The organism is Desulfoplanes sp. (assembly GCF_054921335.1).
In genome coordinates this window covers 1-16,718 of record NZ_JBUDSQ010000062.1, presented here as the reverse complement: position 1 = coordinate 16,718, position 16,718 = coordinate 1, and the positions used below count along the sequence as shown (strand labels likewise).

The 16,718-nt window shown below is 56.3% G+C and carries 17 protein-coding genes; 8 read left to right on the top strand and 9 right to left on the bottom strand.

The features are described from left to right. Window positions 1–401: 401 nt before the first annotated feature. On the top strand, window positions 402–764 hold the full coding sequence (gene dksA / locus ACY692_RS11610) for an RNA polymerase-binding protein DksA (protein WP_462325531.1): 363 nt from the start codon (window positions 402–404) through the stop codon (window positions 762–764). Between the two features lie 175 nt (window positions 765–939). After that, complete coding sequence (locus ACY692_RS11605) at window positions 940–2,445, top strand: NFACT RNA binding domain-containing protein (protein WP_462325530.1); 1,506 nt, start codon at window positions 940–942, stop codon at window positions 2,443–2,445. Between the two features lie 244 nt (window positions 2,446–2,689). On the opposite strand, the gene ACY692_RS11600 is transcribed toward ACY692_RS11605, so the two are convergent. The 3 genes from ACY692_RS11600 to ACY692_RS11590 all read right to left on the bottom strand — a co-directional run bounded on the left by ACY692_RS11600 (window position 2,690) and on the right by ACY692_RS11590 (window position 5,098). Continuing rightward, window positions 2,690–3,367 (bottom strand): DUF47 domain-containing protein, encoded by a 678-nt coding sequence (locus ACY692_RS11600; RefSeq protein ID WP_462325529.1) that lies wholly within the window; start codon window positions 3,365–3,367, stop codon window positions 2,690–2,692. Between the two features lie 180 nt (window positions 3,368–3,547). Further along, on the bottom strand, window positions 3,548–4,783 hold the full coding sequence (locus ACY692_RS11595; RefSeq protein WP_462325528.1) for an inorganic phosphate transporter: 1,236 nt from the start codon (window positions 4,781–4,783) through the stop codon (window positions 3,548–3,550). A gap of 42 nt (window positions 4,784–4,825) precedes the next feature. Next, on the bottom strand, window positions 4,826–5,098 hold the full coding sequence (locus ACY692_RS11590; RefSeq protein ID WP_462325527.1) for a TMEM165/GDT1 family protein: 273 nt from the start codon (window positions 5,096–5,098) through the stop codon (window positions 4,826–4,828). A gap of 196 nt (window positions 5,099–5,294) precedes the next feature. Between ACY692_RS11590 and ACY692_RS11585 the strand changes: the two genes are divergently transcribed. Together ACY692_RS11585 and ybeY are read left to right on the top strand one after the other, a co-directional pair. After that, window positions 5,295–6,263: a PhoH family protein gene (locus ACY692_RS11585; protein ID WP_462325526.1), complete on the top strand. Its 969-nt coding sequence runs from the start codon at window positions 5,295–5,297 to the stop codon at window positions 6,261–6,263. Beyond that, window positions 6,226–6,693: an rRNA maturation RNase YbeY gene (gene ybeY / locus ACY692_RS11580; protein WP_462325525.1), complete on the top strand. Its 468-nt coding sequence runs from the start codon at window positions 6,226–6,228 to the stop codon at window positions 6,691–6,693. Before ACY692_RS11585 ends, ybeY begins: the two co-directional genes overlap by 38 nt. A 376-nt stretch (window positions 6,694–7,069) precedes the next feature. Here the strand turns inward: ybeY and ACY692_RS11575 are convergent, their stop codons facing one another. Further along, entirely contained in the window at window positions 7,070–8,758 is a 1,689-nt protein-coding gene (locus ACY692_RS11575; protein WP_462325524.1) for a YcaO-like family protein, read from the bottom strand. Window positions 8,759–9,154: 396 nt separating this feature from the next. Between ACY692_RS11575 and ACY692_RS11570 the strand changes: the two genes are divergently transcribed. The 3 genes from ACY692_RS11570 to ACY692_RS11560 all read left to right on the top strand — a co-directional run bounded on the left by ACY692_RS11570 (window position 9,155) and on the right by ACY692_RS11560 (window position 12,076). Continuing rightward, window positions 9,155–9,868 (top strand): hypothetical protein, encoded by a 714-nt coding sequence (locus tag ACY692_RS11570; RefSeq protein WP_462325523.1) that lies wholly within the window; start codon window positions 9,155–9,157, stop codon window positions 9,866–9,868. A 168-nt stretch (window positions 9,869–10,036) separates the two neighbouring features. Beyond that, complete coding sequence (gene argF / locus ACY692_RS11565) at window positions 10,037–10,936, top strand: ornithine carbamoyltransferase (RefSeq protein ID WP_462325522.1); 900 nt, start codon at window positions 10,037–10,039, stop codon at window positions 10,934–10,936. 87 nt (window positions 10,937–11,023) lie between these two features. Continuing rightward, window positions 11,024–12,076 carry an HD domain-containing phosphohydrolase gene (locus ACY692_RS11560; RefSeq protein WP_462325521.1) on the top strand — a complete coding sequence of 351 codons (1,053 nt, stop codon included), beginning with the start codon at window positions 11,024–11,026 and terminating at the stop codon, window positions 12,074–12,076. A 114-nt stretch (window positions 12,077–12,190) separates the two neighbouring features. On the opposite strand, the gene ACY692_RS11555 is transcribed toward ACY692_RS11560, so the two are convergent. From ACY692_RS11555 to ACY692_RS11535, 5 genes are all read right to left on the bottom strand, one after another. Beyond that, entirely contained in the window at window positions 12,191–12,892 is a 702-nt protein-coding gene (locus ACY692_RS11555) for a protein phosphatase CheZ (RefSeq protein ID WP_462325520.1), read from the bottom strand. Window positions 12,893–12,926: 34 nt separating this feature from the next. Beyond that, on the bottom strand, window positions 12,927–13,790 hold the full coding sequence (locus ACY692_RS11550) for a diguanylate cyclase domain-containing protein (protein ID WP_462325519.1): 864 nt from the start codon (window positions 13,788–13,790) through the stop codon (window positions 12,927–12,929). Window positions 13,791–14,018: 228 nt separating this feature from the next. Continuing rightward, window positions 14,019–14,735 (bottom strand): MotE family protein, encoded by a 717-nt coding sequence (locus ACY692_RS11545; RefSeq protein WP_462325518.1) that lies wholly within the window; start codon window positions 14,733–14,735, stop codon window positions 14,019–14,021. After that, window positions 14,656–15,099, bottom strand: coding sequence for a flagellar export protein FliJ (gene fliJ, locus ACY692_RS11540; protein ID WP_462325517.1), 444 nt, complete (start codon window positions 15,097–15,099; stop codon window positions 14,656–14,658). Before fliJ ends, ACY692_RS11545 begins: the two co-directional genes overlap by 80 nt. A 66-nt stretch (window positions 15,100–15,165) precedes the next feature. Next, window positions 15,166–15,903 (bottom strand): hypothetical protein, encoded by a 738-nt coding sequence (locus tag ACY692_RS11535; protein ID WP_462325516.1) that lies wholly within the window; start codon window positions 15,901–15,903, stop codon window positions 15,166–15,168. A gap of 274 nt (window positions 15,904–16,177) precedes the next feature. Here ACY692_RS11535 and ACY692_RS11530 point away from each other — a divergent pair. Continuing rightward, the coding region (locus tag ACY692_RS11530) for a histidine kinase dimerization/phospho-acceptor domain-containing protein (RefSeq protein WP_462325515.1) at window positions 16,178–16,718 on the top strand (541 nt) is incomplete at its 3' end.

Genomic DNA, 16,718 nt, shown 5'->3' with positions numbered 1-16,718 from the left:
GAACCCGCGACTTCAACCTTGGCAAGGTTGCACTCTACCGCTGAGTTATTCCCGCTCAACAGGGAAGACCTTCTATCCGAGGGGGTATTGGGTGTCAAGAAAAAAACCAGGATTCTTGAAGAAAGTCGTATGGTTGGACGGGTGTTGTTTTTTGTTGAATGATAACGGAATGTTATGTCTTCTTGTCCGCCCGTTTTGGGCCCGGGCAAGGCACACGGACAGGTGGGCAAGGACTGGAACGGAAACCCCATACCATTGTCCACCAAGCCACTGTCCGCCCGGAGCTTGCATGGTGTATAAATTGTCTTACAGCTAGTAGCTACTTTACTTTTTTCAATGTCTTGGGATATACCCACCCGGTTTGGATGCTTCAGTATATATCGAAAAAGGGGAGGCTGCGCATGAATACAAAAGATCTTGATTTTTTTCGCAATCATCTCAATGAGATGCTCCAGGGGATCCTGCGCCAGGGCGAGGACACGCTCGAGGATATGTCCGAAAACCGTGAAGCCTATGCCGATCCGGCGGACAGGGCCTCGGCGGAATCCGACCGGACCTTCACGCTGCGGTTACGGGACCGTGACCGCAAGTTGATCAAGAAGATCGAGGAAGCTCTTGAACGTATCGAGGATGGAACATTCGGGATCTGTGAAGAGTGCGGCGAAGAGATCGGTACGGCGCGACTCAAGGCCCGTCCTGTGACCACCTTGTGTATCGAGTGCAAGAGCAAGCAGGAGGAAGAAGAAAAGATGCGGGGTGATTGAACCGAGACAATAGATCGGGTTGCAGGGCACCCGTAACGGGTGCCCCTGCGTTTGGTCACCTGCGATGAGGGCAAAACCCTTGCAGGTAGTTTTGTGTCTTTTGCTCGGAGGCATGCGCCCCCTCTGTCTTCCTGTCATGCTCATCCCCGTCGGGAACCAAGGACTGTGAATTCGCATGGAAGCCAATTTTTTCCGCTATGCCGCAGGGGAGCTTGCGGCACGTATCACCGGTGTACGCATCGAAAAGATTTTCGATCCGGCTCCGGGCACATTTACCATTGACCTGGGTTCGCCCGGGTATCTCATCCTCCACGCCTCCCCTTCACGGGGATTTTTTTTTCTCTCCCCAACCAAACCGGACAACAAACAGCAGCCTTCGGGCCGGGTCATGTGGTTGCGCAAGAGGACCCGCTCCCATCGCATCCTTCGGGTTGTCGTGGATTGGCCCTCGCGTAGAATGGCCTGGCTCATCAACAGTCGGCCGGCAAGCCATATGATCCTGGATCTGCGCAAGGGAATCGCTCTTGCGGGCGGACTCGATCCCGGTTTCGGGGCGGAACCGGATTGGCCGGATGTGGATTCTATCGCCACGCATGCGCGTATCTGGGAGAGGTACCCGCAGATAACCCCTCCGGTCCGGCACCGTTTGGTGGGGATGAGCAGGCAGGACGGGCGTGTGCTGCTCGACGGGCTGCAAAAGGGAATCCCGCCCCGAACCTACTGGATTCTGGGGGACAGAGAGAAGGCCCGGCTCAGTCTATGGAACGATGGGCGCATGGATGCCAGGGGGTTTTCGACCGCTCTCGCCGCGGCCGAGAGTTATGGTTCGGTCCTGGTGGCCGGCATGGTCAACGGCGACAAGGAACAGAAGCGGCTTGTGACCAAGCGGGTCCGGCATCTCAAAAAGGCCCTGGCACGCCTCGATCGGGACCGAAAAAAGCTCGAACGGATGATCGCCGGCAAGGAGCAGGGCCGTTTGCTGCAGGCCAACCTCTACAGACTGGACGGTTCGGCACGGCTTGCTACAATCCGCCTGGATGATGGGAGGCAAGGGAGCGTGAGCCTACAACTCGATCCGGCTCTGACCGTAACCGAGAACATGGCCCGGTTTTTTGCCAAGGCCCGGAAGGGGGAACGGGGACTGCCCATCGTGGAGGCCCGAAGGCAGGTTCTGGCCGGGGAGATGGAAGAGGTGGAACGGTCCGGCCGCATGGCCGGCAAGGGAGAGCAACAGGGGCATGGATCGTCGGGTGGTCCTGCGCGCGGCATCCCCGGGAAGTACCGGTCACTGGCGGTCAATCTCTACCGCACCAGTGACGGGTTTCTGCTCATCAGGGGCAGGAACCAGAAGGCCAACCACCAGCTCCTCAGCCAACTGGCAGGTTCCCAGGATTACTGGTTCCATGCCCAGGACGGCCCCGGAGCCCATGTCATCCTGAAGCGGGATTTCAGCACCCAGCAGGTACCCAGAACCAGTCTGGAGCAGGCAGCAGTGATAGCGGCCCTTTCCAGCTGGCAAAAACAGGCCGCCAAGGCGCAGGTCATGTGCGCCCGGGTCAAGAACGTCCGCAAGATCAAGGGCGCCGCCCTGGGCCAGGTTCTTGTCGATCAGGTCGAAGAAAGTCTGTTGGTGGAGATGGACGCGTCGTTGGAAGAGCGGTTGAGGATAGACACGAGATAGGACGGGAGACAGGACACGTGAATGTTTAGGGAGCCTGCGGGTTTTAGCAGACCTTATGCAAAGCTGACGGGAGACGGGAGACAGAAGGTACAACAAAAAACCGTAAACCCCGCACGGTATTGCTGCTGCGTGCCGACATATCCAGAGACAGGACATACCTTCTCTCTATAAAGGCACCCTCCCACCGGACCTCCGACATCGTTTTTTCCCGTCTCCCGTCTCCGTTTTCCCCGCCTTCCCTTTTCTATCTCGCAATCATCGTCCGCAAGATATCCGCACAATTTTCGCTGTCGTGGCTCATGGTCACCAGGCAGTCCACGAAATGGATCAATTGGTAGATGTCCTTGAAGTCCATGTTTGAATTGTAGATGGCCGCGGTCAGTTTTCGGCTCAGCTTCTGGGCATCGTGGTGCTGTCTGCGTACTGCCTGGTATTTTAGCTTGATGGCCGTTCTGTCCACGGTCTCGCCATGGACGAATCCAATGGTATCGCGCAGGGCGGGTCCCAGAAGTTCGGTACTCGTTTTGACCTCCTCAAGGAGATCGATGATCATTTTTTGGAAGGTTCCTTCGGGGATGGCAACCTGGCGCATGCCGAGCCATTGTAGGGCCTCCTGGGCCGAATCCAGAATGTTGTCCTGGCTCTTGGTGTAGTTGAGGAACAATGTCTTGTCGACGGACATGAACAGTCGTCTAGGAAGGTGGTTACGGATGTTTCGCTTGATGGAATCGGCGTGGTCCTCGATGGCATCGATTGCCCTGGTCAGTTCGGTGAATTCCCGGCAGGCACCCACACCGGAAATATAGCACTCCAGGGATTCATTGATGACATTGATGCACTCGGCTATCTTGTCGTAGTGTTCGACCAATCCTTCCATGGGTGATTTGGGGGCCAACAGGCCGAAAAAGGGAAGTTTGGACATGGGATGCTCCTTAAATTTTGGGATTGGAGAATGTAAGAGATTTAAGAAATTGTGGAGCGGACAGCTATTTTTTCTCGCTCACCGTACTCCCAAAAATCTCTCAATCCCCTCCAACCCTCTAAAATATCTAAAATCTTAAAAGTCTCTCAAATCTCTAAAATCTCTTAAATTTCAAAAATTTCAATAAATTGTCCAGCGCAGCACTTGGAAAATGATGATCGACGTGAACGCGGCAATGGGGACGGTCAGTAACCAGTAGATGACGATCCTGCCCAGGACTCCGAAATCAACGGCCGAGAATCCACGGGCCAGCCCCACGCCGACCACCGCTCCGACGGTTGCATGGGTCGTGGAAACCGGCAGGCCCATGTTCGACGCGGCCAGGACCGTGCTGGCCGCACCAAAATCGACGGCAAATCCGCGGGTGTTGGTCAAGCGGGTGATCTTGTCGCCCACTGTGGACATGACCTTGTGCCCGAGCACGGCGATCCCCAGGGCGATCCCGAATCCCCCCAGAACGAGCACGGGTATGGGAACCTGGGCCTTGGCCAGGAGTTGGTGCTCCCGGGCGATGAGATAGATGGCCGCTACCGGGCCGATGGCATTGGCCACGTCGTTGGCCCCTTGGGAGAGGGCCACGTAGCAGGAGGTGCCGACCTGGAGTTTGCGGAAAATACGCTCCACGCCCTCTGCCCCCTCGCTTTCATCACGCACGAGTTTGTTGACCATCCATTTCCCAAGGCCCCAGACACTCAGGGAAACGGCCAATATCAACGCCAAGGCCATGGGGAAGGAGAGGGCCAGCTTTTTGCCGACCGGTGTCTTGTACAGAAAGGACAATGCCACCAGGGACACGGTGAAACCCATCCATATAGGCCCCCATTTTTTGGCCTGGTGGATGAATCGTCGGCTGAAAAAAATGGTCCGGCGGATGTGGCTGAAGATGAGAAAGGCGATGGCTGCCGCAGCAAAAGGGGAGATGATCCACGAGAGCACAACCCCGCCCATTTTGAGCCAATTGACCACGTCAGGTCCACCGGCTACGAGTCCAAATCCCATGATCGCCCCAACGATGGAATGGGTGGACGAGACCGGTAGAGAGGTCAGGGTCGCTATGAGTACCCATATACCGGCGGCCAGAAGAGCGGAGAACATTCCTACCATGATCAATGTAGGATCGGTGATTTGGTCCGGATTGATGATCCCTTTGCTTACCGTGGCCGTGACATGGGAACCAAGAAAGACCGCCCCGGTGAAATTGAGAAAGCCCGCGATAAATACTGCCTGACGGACCGAGATAGCTTTGGCCCCCACGGCAGAGGCCATGGAGTTGGCAACATCGTTGGCCCCGAGGTTGAAGGCCATGAGAAAGCCTCCTCCCAGGGAAAGATAAAAAAAGATGTCGTAGATATCCATGCGGGAATTCCCTTGTGGCGGCTGCCGGTATGGTTAAAGTGGCTAGACCTTGTCCGCGAACATGAGGAGTCCGATGCCCACGAACATCGCTGCGGCCACCTTCTTGACGATGTTTTCCGGTATATAGTGCGTGATGACCTGGGCCATGAGCACCCCGAGCAAACTGACCAGGACCAGTGCTACGGAAGCGCCCAGCCAGACGGTCCACGGTTTGTGGGTTTTGGCTGCCATGCAGATGCAGGCCAGTTGGGTCTTGTCCCCTATTTCAGCGACGAACAGGGTCAAGAACGTGGTTAAAAAAAGTTTAGGGTCCATCGTTGGGGGCCTTTTCTTATGTTTTTATTCCAGCCGTGTGACATTGAGGGTCCCCCTAGCCGATTTGATCTCCCTTTGCCAGTACTGATTTTGGCCATTGGACGGGTAGGCACAAAGCGGGTAGGGGGATGGGCGTCGAAACCCCGCGTTTGCCTTGTATTTTTTTTCCTTTCCACCAAACCAACCAGCAGACCACATGGAATCATCCTTCACCCTCCATTTCGAGGACGCCCACGGGGCCCGAGAGCTCTTTGGCCCCCAAGAGAAGAACATCCGTTATCTCCGTGACAAGACCGGTGCGGATATCCAGACCCGGTCGACCTCCGTGTTCATTGCATCCAGGGACAGAGAACAGGCCGAACTGGTCCACTCTTCATTGACCCAATTGTATGAATTGGCCCGTACGGGACATAAAATCCATACCCAGGACGTGGATTGCGCCCTGCGTATCCTGGCCAGGGAACCGGACACCTCGCTCAAGAAGTTTTTTCAGGACAATCTCTTCGTGGTCTCGCCCAAAAAGACCATCAGTCCGCGCACCGTGACCCAGCGGGATTATCTCTCGTCCATCAGGACGAACGATTTGACCTTCGGCATCGGTCCGGCCGGAACCGGCAAGACCTACCTGGCCGTTGCCCTGGGGGTGTCCGCGTTTTTGAAAAAAAAGGTCAAGCGGGTCATCCTGACCCGTCCGGCCGTGGAGGCGGGAGAAAAGCTCGGGTACCTGCCCGGGGATCTGGTGGAAAAGATCACCCCGTATCTGCGCCCTTTATATGATGCTCTCCATGATATGCTCGACGTGGGCAAGGTCCAGGAGATGCTCGAAACCGGGCTCATCGAAGTCGCTCCCTTGGCCTTCATGCGTGGAAGAACCCTGAACAATGCCTTCATTATCCTCGACGAAGCCCAGAACACCACGCCCGAGCAGATGAAGATGTTTTTGACCCGCATGGGGTTCGGGGCCAGGGCCGTGGTCACCGGGGACGTGACCCAGATCGACCTCCCCGGCAGGGCCCCGTCAGGGTTGGTCCAGGCGGCCAAGATCCTCCAGGGAATAGAGGGGATAGGATTCGTCCGCTTCAGGGACGATGATGTCATCCGCCATCCCCTGGTGGGCCGGATCGTCCATGCCTATGAACGTTTTTCCCGGACCGACACGGAGTGAGCGGGCCATGATCCACCTCCAAACCAACGCCCGGCTGGACCCCTCCCTTCCCTTGAGCCGCTCGGAACTTTTTCCCCTGCTGGTCTTGATCCTCCGGTGTTTGGGATTGCAGGACCGGGACCTCTTTCTCGACTGTGTCGACGACAGCACGATCGCAGCCTTGAACGAGACATTCATGGGCTGCACCGGCCCGACCAATATTCTCAGTTTTCCCGCTTCTCCCGACGAGAGCGGGACCGTTCTCGGGGAACTCGCCCTGTCTATCGATACGCTGTCCCGCGAAATCCACCTCTACGGGCAGGACCCCCAAGAACACCTCGTCCGCCTCCTCGCCCACGGCATCCTCCATCTTGCCGGATACGACCACGGCGAAACCATGTATTCCCTCACGGAAATGGCGGTGGAGCATGTTTGTAATGGGGACAGATGACACAAAACAGACAAAAAGCAGGGCCTCCCGGAATTGGTCCGGGATCTTGGAGAATGTGGGCTCTAGATTGGAATCAGGGAGCGTTCCCCCCTCCACCACGATCCCGGCATTCGCCGTGGATGATGTCCAGCGACGGACAATTATCCTGGAACGTGCTATGATTATTTCAGGACTATAAAATGGGTTGTGATGGTTTTATACCATTGTTACTAAGTTCTAACCGAAGAAAAGCGGCTGGAAGCCGCTTCTACACTGACATGCCATGGACTCAGAACAAAGTGGAAATGGTATTACTACCGAAAACGCCCGCCGGGAAGATTGCCTGGCGGGCGTTTTCGGTGTTGCCGATCGGGGGAGCACGGGGGGGGATGGGGGATCATTCTTTGCCGGTTATCTGCGCGTAGTGCCCATACAACCGGGGACTGACCCGGGAGAATCCGTCGAAATCGGTCATGATTTCCAGGCCCGGGATGATCGCCCTGACAACGGGGAATCCCAGTCTTTTGGAGGTCAGGTCCCCGTAATAGGCGGTGAGGCCATTTTTTTCCAGCAGGGTTTCCAGAAGGATGCGGTCACCCGTGGGTGAGCCGGTGGCGAAGGTGGGGAGCTCCTCGGCCTTTTTCACGGGCAGGTCTCTGGGGTCGCGACCCGATTTTGGGCCGTTCGGGAAGGGGTAGGGGGTCTCGGTCATGGCGGACACCAGGGCCTTTTTGCCGTCGAGATTGGCGGCCGTACCGGTGATGGTCTGGCCTTCAGGTCCGATGACATAGCAGCGGTAGCATGGAACGCCCAATTCCCCGGTGATGTCCTGGAATTGGACCTCGATGCCCCGATTGGTGTAGCGCTTGAGCAGTCTACCCAGCTCGGGATCGTCCGTAACGATCCTGAAGCATGCGCACGGATCGAAAAGCCGGGTTCCCTTGCTGTCCCTCTCGATGACTTCGACAATGGCGTTGGTCTTGGCCTGGTCCATGAGTGTTCCTGCGGCCAACCCCGTGGAGCTCAGGCCGCTGAACAGGTCGGGTTCGTCCAGGTTGGAAAAGAGGAACGCGCACTGGACAGGGATGCGGACCGTTTTTGCCCGCCCGCCGCCATGCGTGTGTCCCTCCATCCAGTACAGGGATTCCCCGGCGTAGGGGACTTCGAGACAGAGTTCCCCCGGATCCAGGGGGTCCATTCCCTGAGTACGAAGTTCCTCGTAACTTCCCCGGACGAGGGGATATGTCCTTGTGCATCCGGTGACCATCCCGGCGCTGATATTTGCATAGGACGAGAAACGCTCCACGATTTCCATGGCACAGGAAACCCTTGCCCCCGGTAGATCCAGCCCCCGGCCGTAACTTGTCTGCGGTCCTGACAGTCGGAAGACATTTTTGCCGATTGTCGTGCCGACGTCCAATGCCCAGTTGCGCTGTATGGCCCAGGGGCTCAGGGATGCCTGGTGGCGCATTTCCTGACCAAAGATGGCCCCGATGGAATAGAGCTTGTGCATGGCCTCCTTGAAAACCTGCATGCGGGGCGGCAATGGCTCCGGAGCTACCTCGACCATCTCCTGTCTGATCTGAACGATGGGGGGGGGAGAAGGATTGGCTGTGGGGGATGGGATCCGTTCGTCGAAGACCTGTTGGATATCGAGGGACCCGACGGGTTCATGCCCGTCGATATTTTTTCGGAAGGTTTGGACAAGGGCTTGGTGGTCTGCGTGGTCATTTTGCAGAAGGACCCGGCAGTAGTTGAGCGGAGAAATCCGGGCCAGTTCCTTTTGCCTCTCCCCGGGGACCACTTTCAGGACCTCTTTGAGATCGTCTCTGAGGAGACAGGTGGCCAGCACGAGCGACATGATGACCCGGTCCTTTGCAAAACGCTGTTGCAGGGCCATGATTGTTTCCCGAGGAAGGGACAATGTTTGTCTGACCGCAAAGGCGTGCAGAAAGCTGTCCATGGGGCGCTGGGTGAGCATGTCCATGAGCTCTTCCAGATTCGGCTCTTCCTTGGGCTTGGGGGCGAACAGGGCTACGCTTGCATGGCTGCGGATGTGACTGAGATCGTAATGGATTTTTTGCATGATTTTTAGTAACTATTCGGGTTAACATGTTAATATCGCAACATCTTGAAATATACCATCAAATCTGAGTGCCGACCAATAAATTCGGGAGATTGGAGGAGTGAAGAACTTTAGGAAATGGGAGACCTACATGCTAACCACCTATAATTGCTTAACTCTTTTACGTTCCTTAACTCCCATGCATTTCTCGCATCCGCAATTCTGGTTCTTGGAAATGCACCTGAATAGTTACGATTTTTACAAGATACCAGAAATTCCGTCCCGGTTCAAAACCTGTTTGTATCTGTTGTTGGCTATAATTTTGCATGAGGTTTGTTCGGCGGGGTCCTGCACGGACATTTTTGCTTGGGCCCCCCGCGCCGAACCATTTATCCTTTCGAAGACGGAGATAGGGTTATGAAACGTGTTGTTGCCGGACTGACATTCTTGTTGTTTATAACCGGTTGTATAGCCTGGGAACCTACCGTCGGTCCCCAGATCGTCCATGTCGATCCCCTGGTGGAACGGGCAAGGCCTCGGGTGATGGTCGCCCCCCTCAATCCGCCGCTGCGTCCCCTTGGCTGTATCTGCTATCCCTTTGTGGTCCGACAAGAAATTGACAACTCCAGACGGATTGGGGAGGAGCTGGGGCAGGTAGTCTGGGGGCACCTGATTGCCGAGCGGATTTTCGGACTGATGGTCTATGCAAAGACCCCCTGGGCCGGGATTGCAACCGCCTGTGACCATGCCCGGGCCAACGGGATCGACCTTGTGGCCGTGGGTGAAATAACCCGATTCATGCAGGGGGGCGCGACCGGGACGACATCCGTGGCCCTCAATTTCAAGATCTACGGGGCAGAAACCCGCATGCTCGTCTGGTCCATCGCCCAGGCCGGTCGGGTGGAAGGGAGTCGGGACCGGGACTACATGGTCCTGACCAGCAAGACCCGCATGCCCCAGTCGCCGGAATATTTGGTTTTGGAAACCCTTTCCAAGGACCTGGGCCGTATGCTCAAGGCCTGGACCACCGATCCTGAATGGGTCGGTCCCGAGTCCCTGGGAACGTTTCCCGGCCTTTTTGGAGCATCTTCGCCGGGAGATCCCCGGGGAGGTGGTTCCGGAGCCCCTTGATCCTGCCTGGAGGGGAGATCTCCCTTCTTCTCCCAAAGAAATAACAGCCGGGAACGTTTGGTCTTCCCGGCTTTACAATATCCCCTGCCCTCGTATATATGTCTTCCTTGACTTTTTGTTCCCCAGTATCCTGTGCACCACCAATCTTTTGCCCCCCAAGAATCGACCATGAAACATTTTTTGAGTATCAAGGACCTTAAGCAGTCCGAGGCCGCGGCGTTGGTCCGTCGTGCCCATGCCATGAAAACCTCCGGATTCCGTAGCGACCTGCTCGACGGGAAGACCCTGGCCCTTATTTTCGAGAAGGCCTCCACCCGGACCCGGACTTCGTTTGAGGTGGCCATTCGTCATCTCGGCGGTCAGACCATGTTCATGACCCCCCGCGATTGTCAGCTCGGGCGGAGTGAGCCCCTCAAGGACACCGCAAGGGTGCTTTCCCGGTTCGTTGATGGGTTGGTCATGCGCACCTTTGGCCAGGAAAAGTTGGATGCGTTTGTCGAGTACGGTTCCATACCGGTGGTCAACGCCCTGACGGACGAGTACCACCCCTGTCAGATCATGAGCGATCTTTTGACCATGTACGAGCGGACCCCGGATTTCTCCGATCTTGTGGTCACATGGGTGGGCGATGGGAACAACATGGCCCATTCCTGGATCAACGCGGCCGTGTATTTCCCTTTCCAGCTGAATGTCGCCGTGCCCGAGGGGTACGAACCGGACACCGCGGTTTTCGAGCGGGCCTCGCAGATGGGCGCACGGGTTTGGATCACCCATGATCCCCGGGAGGCCGTCAATGGGGCCCACTATGTCAATACCGATGTCTGGGCCTCCATGGGCCAGGAAGAGGAGCAAAAAAAGCGCGAGACGGCCTTTGCCGGATTCCGGGTCGATGAGGAGCTGCTCTCCGTGGCCGATCCGCAGTGTAGGGTCCTCCACTGTCTCCCCGCCCACAGGGGAGAGGAGATTTCCGAGGCGGTCCTTGAAGGAGACCGGTCCGTTGTCTGGGACCAGGCCGAAAACAGATTGCACATGCAAAAGGCCATCCTGGAGTGGATCTATTCGGGATGATTATACCCCCCTATGACCATTGCGGTATAGGGGGCCTTTTTTATGGTCCCACCGGGCCCTTGTAACGAACGGTTTAAGGAGTTTGGCGTGAAGGTATCGAATCCATCGTTGGTCAACATCCTCATTGTGGATGATGATCCCCAAATCCGGGAGTTCATCAGGGATCTGCTCGAGTCTTTCAAATACAATTGCACGGATGCCGCCAGCGCGAACGAGGCCCTGGAAGCCTTCGATCAAATCGAATTCGATCTTGTCCTCTGTGATATCGACCTGGGCGGTGACGATGGCCTGGATCTGGCCAGGAGTCTGCGGGAGAAACGTTCGGACACTGCCGTGATCATGGTTACGGGTATCGATGACTCCGTTTTGGCGGAAACCGCTCTGGACTTCGGCGCTTATGGCTATCTGGTCAAACCTGTCCGGATCAACGAGGTCCTTATCAATGTCTCCAATGCGCTGCGGCGACGGAGCCTGGAGATGCAGAACAAGCGGCACCAAAAGGCCCTGCAGGAACAGGTTGCCGAACGCACGCGCAAACTGAACAGGACATTGAGTGATCTTCGGCGGGCATTTGATGATATTGTCCACGTTATCGCCCTGACCGGTGAAATGAAGGATGCCTACACGGCCGGCCACCAGCAACGGGTGGCCGAGCTGGCATCGGCCATCGCCAGGGAGATGGGGCTTGCCTTTGAAACGGTGGAGACCATCCGTTTGGCCGGAATGATCCACGATCTGGGAAAGATCGCCATCCCCTCGGATATTCTGGCCAAGCCGACCCGGTTGAGGGCCACGGAATTTGAATTGATCAAGGACCATCCCCGTCTCGGGTACGACATCCTTTCCACGGTGGAGTATTTGAAGCCCGTGGCCGATATTGTGCTCCAGCATCACGAACGCCTCGATGGACGGGGGTATCCCCAGGGACTCAAGGGTGAAAAGACCCTTTTGGAAGCCCGGATCATCGCCGTGGCCGATGTTGTCGAGGCCATGTCCTCCCACCGTCCCTACCGCGAAGGGTTGGGGATCGATATCGCTCTGGGCGAGATCGAAAAAAACGCGGGGATCCTGTACGACAAGGATGCCGCAGCGGCATGTTTGCGGCTGTTCCGGGAGAAGGGGTTTTCCTTGGACAAATAGACGATTCCTTCAGTGGATACATACTGCCCTTTGGGGCAATCCATATACAAGGCCGGGCCCGGATGTTCATCATCCGGGCCCGGCCTTGTATATGGATATATTCGGGAATTGTGGTCAGCCGGCGTTGAGCTGTTCGAGCAACGTGTCGACATCCTCTTGTGAGGCGGCTTCATGGGCAGCCTGTTTGGTCTGTTCCAGATTCTTGTCCGGACTCCGTTCGCGGGTCTTGAGCAGGATGCCGGTGGAGACGTAAAGATCCGCGGTCATGGATTCGACCCGCTGGAGCATCTCGATGACCCGCTTGATGCGCTGTCCCGTCAGGTCCTGGAAGGACATGCCCGTTGTGATCCCCAAGAGGTCGTCGTTCAGGGATGTTGTCAGACCATTGATCTCTTCCCTGTCCGGCCCGTCCTCGATCCGCCGGGAAAGGATTGTTTCGAGCTGGTTGAGGGTATCCAACCCCCTGTCGACCCGGTCCAATATGTCAAACGTGGCCTTTTCCGTCTGTTCGATGATCTGTGTCAATCGCTCGGAGGCATCCGTGACCATCCCTGCCGCGGCCTCCACCTGCGCCTTGTTTTTGGGGCCGTCAGCGGAACCCTGGGGATTCTGCAGGCTATGCACTTCCTGATAGATGGAGGAAATTTTGCCCATCAGCTCTTCGGTCAACGCCTTGAAGAACTCGGTCTCGTCGTTTTGTGTCTTCTGTGTGGAGGGGAGCTGTCGGGAGATTTCCTCGGAGATCATTTCCCTGATGGAGGGAAGGAGTTTCCGGGATAGTTGCTCGCCTAATCGGTCAACTGAAGTAGTATCCATGGGCCCACTTGTTGGAGTGAAAATTTGATCCCGGCTACTGGAAATAACTGTCCTCGTCAAAAAAAGAGTACCCGTTCTTGCCGGATTTTTTGGCCAGATACATGGCCTCGTCCGCCTTATGGATCAGTTCGTCGATATCGTGCCCATTGTTCGGAATGATGCTGATGCCGACACTGGCGCTCACCCGTACCTGCATGTCCTGCCATTGGACAGGGCGGATGATGGACCGGATAAGACGTTTTGCCGTCAATCCCGCGTGCACGGGTTCCTGCATCCCCGTGCAGACGAGAACGAATTCGTCCCCGCCGATGCGGGCGACGGTGTCGTGTTGTCTGACCAGTTTTTGCATCCGTTCGGATGTTTCGATGAGTACGTGGTCACCGCATTTGTGGCCGTAGGTGTCATTGATCGGTTTGAATTCGTCCAGATCCACGAAAATGATCGCCGCGTGGCTCCCTGTTTCCCGGCACTCTCCGGCGGCGGCCTTGATCCGTTTTTCCAGGAGCAGACGGTTGGGCAGGGATGTCAGTGGATCATGGAATGCCTGGAACTCCTGGTCGGTCTCCTCGGCTTTTTTGGCCCCCAGGATCTCGAAAGTGACGAGGACCTGTCCCTGGTCGTCCACGGTCATGTTGGCCCAGCTGCTGTGGAGGACCTCATTGCAGTCCTTGAACCCGAAATGGCTGAAGTAGACGTCGGTCGGCGAGAGTTTTCCGCGGAGTTCGTGCAGGTCGTGCCCTTGATAGATGTTCGTGAGGGAGATGTGGGTTTTGGCGTCCCTGGTATAGCCACTGACCTCTTCGAAAAGTGCGTTGAAGTCGAGGATCGTCAAGTCCCGGTCGCAAACAAGGGCCGGGGTTAGACAAAAATTGAGCAAAACTTTGGAGTTCAGGGCCATAATGGGATTCCGGTGGAGGGATGGTAGAAACACCGTTTGGTATGGAAATGATCGTGTACAAGGAATAGCTGTACGAAAAAAGGGATCATTTCGTTCTGCCTACCCTGAAGTCCGGCAGGGTGCAACCGATGGTATGGGACCGACTGTCTGACAGCTTCAGGGCCTTCCCCCGGCATATGCCGGGGGAAGGCAGGGGATCCTTTTTGTTTGGAATCAAAGGCGATCCATCTATTCGCTAAAGGGAATGCGCAGGTCGGTCAGCCGTTCCGAGAGCAGAGCCGCCTTCTTGGGGATGACGTAGGACAGAATCTCACCGGCCTTGCGTCCACGCATGCCCGACAATATTTTGACAGCGATCTCTTCCTCAAGGGACTCGAGGACCAGGGCGGCCTGTTTGGCCTTCATGTTTGAGTAGACGTCGATCAAGTGCTTGATCTTCTTGTCTTTTAGGACATTGGCCTCGTCGAGCATCTTACGGATACTTGTTTGGATCTGTTTTTCTTTGGCCAGCTTGGCGTCGAGGGATTTTTCCAGCCGTCGCAATTCCTTTTCTCTCTGGGCCAGTTCCTGCTTTTTTTCCCGGATTTCGGCCCATTTTTGTGCGAGCGCCCCATGGTCGTCCACGGCAGGGTCCGCATCCTTGTTGGATGCATCCGGTGTCCCCTCTTTGTCCTTTTCCGGTTCGGCTGCGGCATCGCCAGGGGGTTGGTCTTGGGATTTGGCGGGGGCTGCTTCGGCTACTTGGACATTGGTGACCCGGGAATGGTCGGTCAGGGGTGCGTTTGGCAGGAGCCAATGGCCGGCCCCATAGTAACCAAGCAGGGCGAGCTTGAGCAGGCCGACGGCAATAAGAGCCTTGAAAAGCCTAGGAATACGTTTTGGCGAAGCGGAGGGTCGCTGTTTCGTCGAATTCTTTTTGTTCGAGGGTGCGCTCTTTTTTTTCATGCTCTTTGGCCTGGTTTGACTTGAATTTTTCAAGGAGTTTCCTGTTCTTGGCGCTGGTTGTGAGCTGGGTGCGTTTTTTTTCCACGTCCCTGGCATATTTCCCAAGGAGGGCTTGCGCTTCCTCATGGTCTTTGTGCAGCCCCTCTCTGTAGTTGCCCCAGAGCCATAAATCGGCCTGGGTCATGGTCTTCTGTGCAGTGAACCGTGCCCCGCATTCCTGCATTTTGGCCGCGAGATCCCTGACCAGCTTGCCCTGTCGTTCGTACCTGGCTTTTGCCTGGGAAAAGGCCATCTGGGCCTGCTCTTCCTGCTGGACACGGTACCGCAGGATGGAAGCGAGTTTGAAGACAAAAGGCCGACTCATGGTTCCCGTTAAGCTGGTTTCGTGCCAACGCAGAGGATTTTCTGCAAATGTACCGGTTTGGATGGATCAATCATCACTTCCGCCGTCATCGCCCCCACCTGTGTCGCTTCCCGAAGAGTCGCCTTCGTAATCCCGGTGACCGTTCCACCGGCCCGAGCCGTACATGGGATCATTATACATGGTCGAGTTGTGGGAATTATGGCCGGTCGGGCCCGTTGCTCGTGACGAGCGGAACCGTTTTTTGAACACCAGCCAGAGCAGGGTGACCACGCCGGTGATCACGAGCAGTGCGGTGTCGTCAATGTCTCCCATGACCATGGCATATACCACCAGGGCGACAAAGATGAGAACAAAGAGCATGAACAGGCTGAACAGTTTGCCGAAGAGACCGGGCTTTTTGGCCGGTCGAGGGGCGGGGCGGCTGTCTGCCTGGGGGTGGGGGACGGATTTATGGTGGACGTTTTGTGGCTGCGGGGTAGTACCTCCGGAAGGATTGAGCCCCCCGGCCACTGATACCGCTTCGATGGGCGAGACATGGACGTCGTGTTCCACATTGTAGAAATCCCCGCTTCCGGCGACCACAAAGCTGAATTGTCCGGACGGGCCGTCCACCAGCACATGGGGTGGACAGAGATCCCCGTCCGGATCGGCAGCGCTCGGGTCGTCCATGTGGCGGACCCGGTTCAGCAGGTCGAGCAGGGCTTCCTGATCCATGCTCCCCCGTTTGATACTTTCGTACTCCCCGGTGCTCTTGGCAAAATTCTGACTGATCCCCTGGGTTTCGACTTTGTACACTGTTGTCATGGCATCCCTCCCCGTATTCGGATGGTTGGCGGTTTGTGAGATTCCTGCGCGGGCATGAGACAATTGTCTGACAATATGCAAAAAGAATATGCCAAGACAGGAGTGGAGGCAAGGCCGTCATTTTGGCAGGGTCGCTTTACAGAAGACCGCCCCGTGCATATACTCCCGGCAAGCCATGCCTATACGCCCAAGGAGGACGTGCAAAAAGGAGAGGGCCGTTTGGATGGCGACGGGAAAAGAGGGCTGGTACAGGGCAATACACCAAGGGTGATCAATGGAAGGCTTGAAGGAAAAATGGGATGCCAAGAGCATACTCGGTTCGATTTTCAATTCCCTTCCCGGGGTTTTGAGTGTCATGGATATCGAGTACAACATTCTGCGGGAAAACAAGACGGGTATTGTCAAACAGGAATATGTCGCCGGTGGCGAAGAAGCCGTCAGCCGGAAGTGCTACGCCTTTTTCCATAAACGAACATCTCCCTGCCCCTGGTGCAAATTTCCCCAGGTGCTCGCAACCGGTGAATCCTTTGTGGAAACGACGGAACCCGGTGACCCCCGGGAACGGATTACCGGCAAGGCATTGAAGGTTTTTACCGGTCCGATCAAGAACGATGACGGGGAAATCATCGGGATGATCGAGTACGGCCTGGATGTGACCGGATTGCGTAACGCCCGAATGCAGGCCCAGGAGGCGACTCGGGCCAAATCCGCCTTTCTGGCCAATATGAGCCATGAGATACGAACGCCCATGAATGGAATCCTCGGGATGATCGATCTTCTGGCATCCACTCCGCTGACCGCGGAACAGGAGAAAT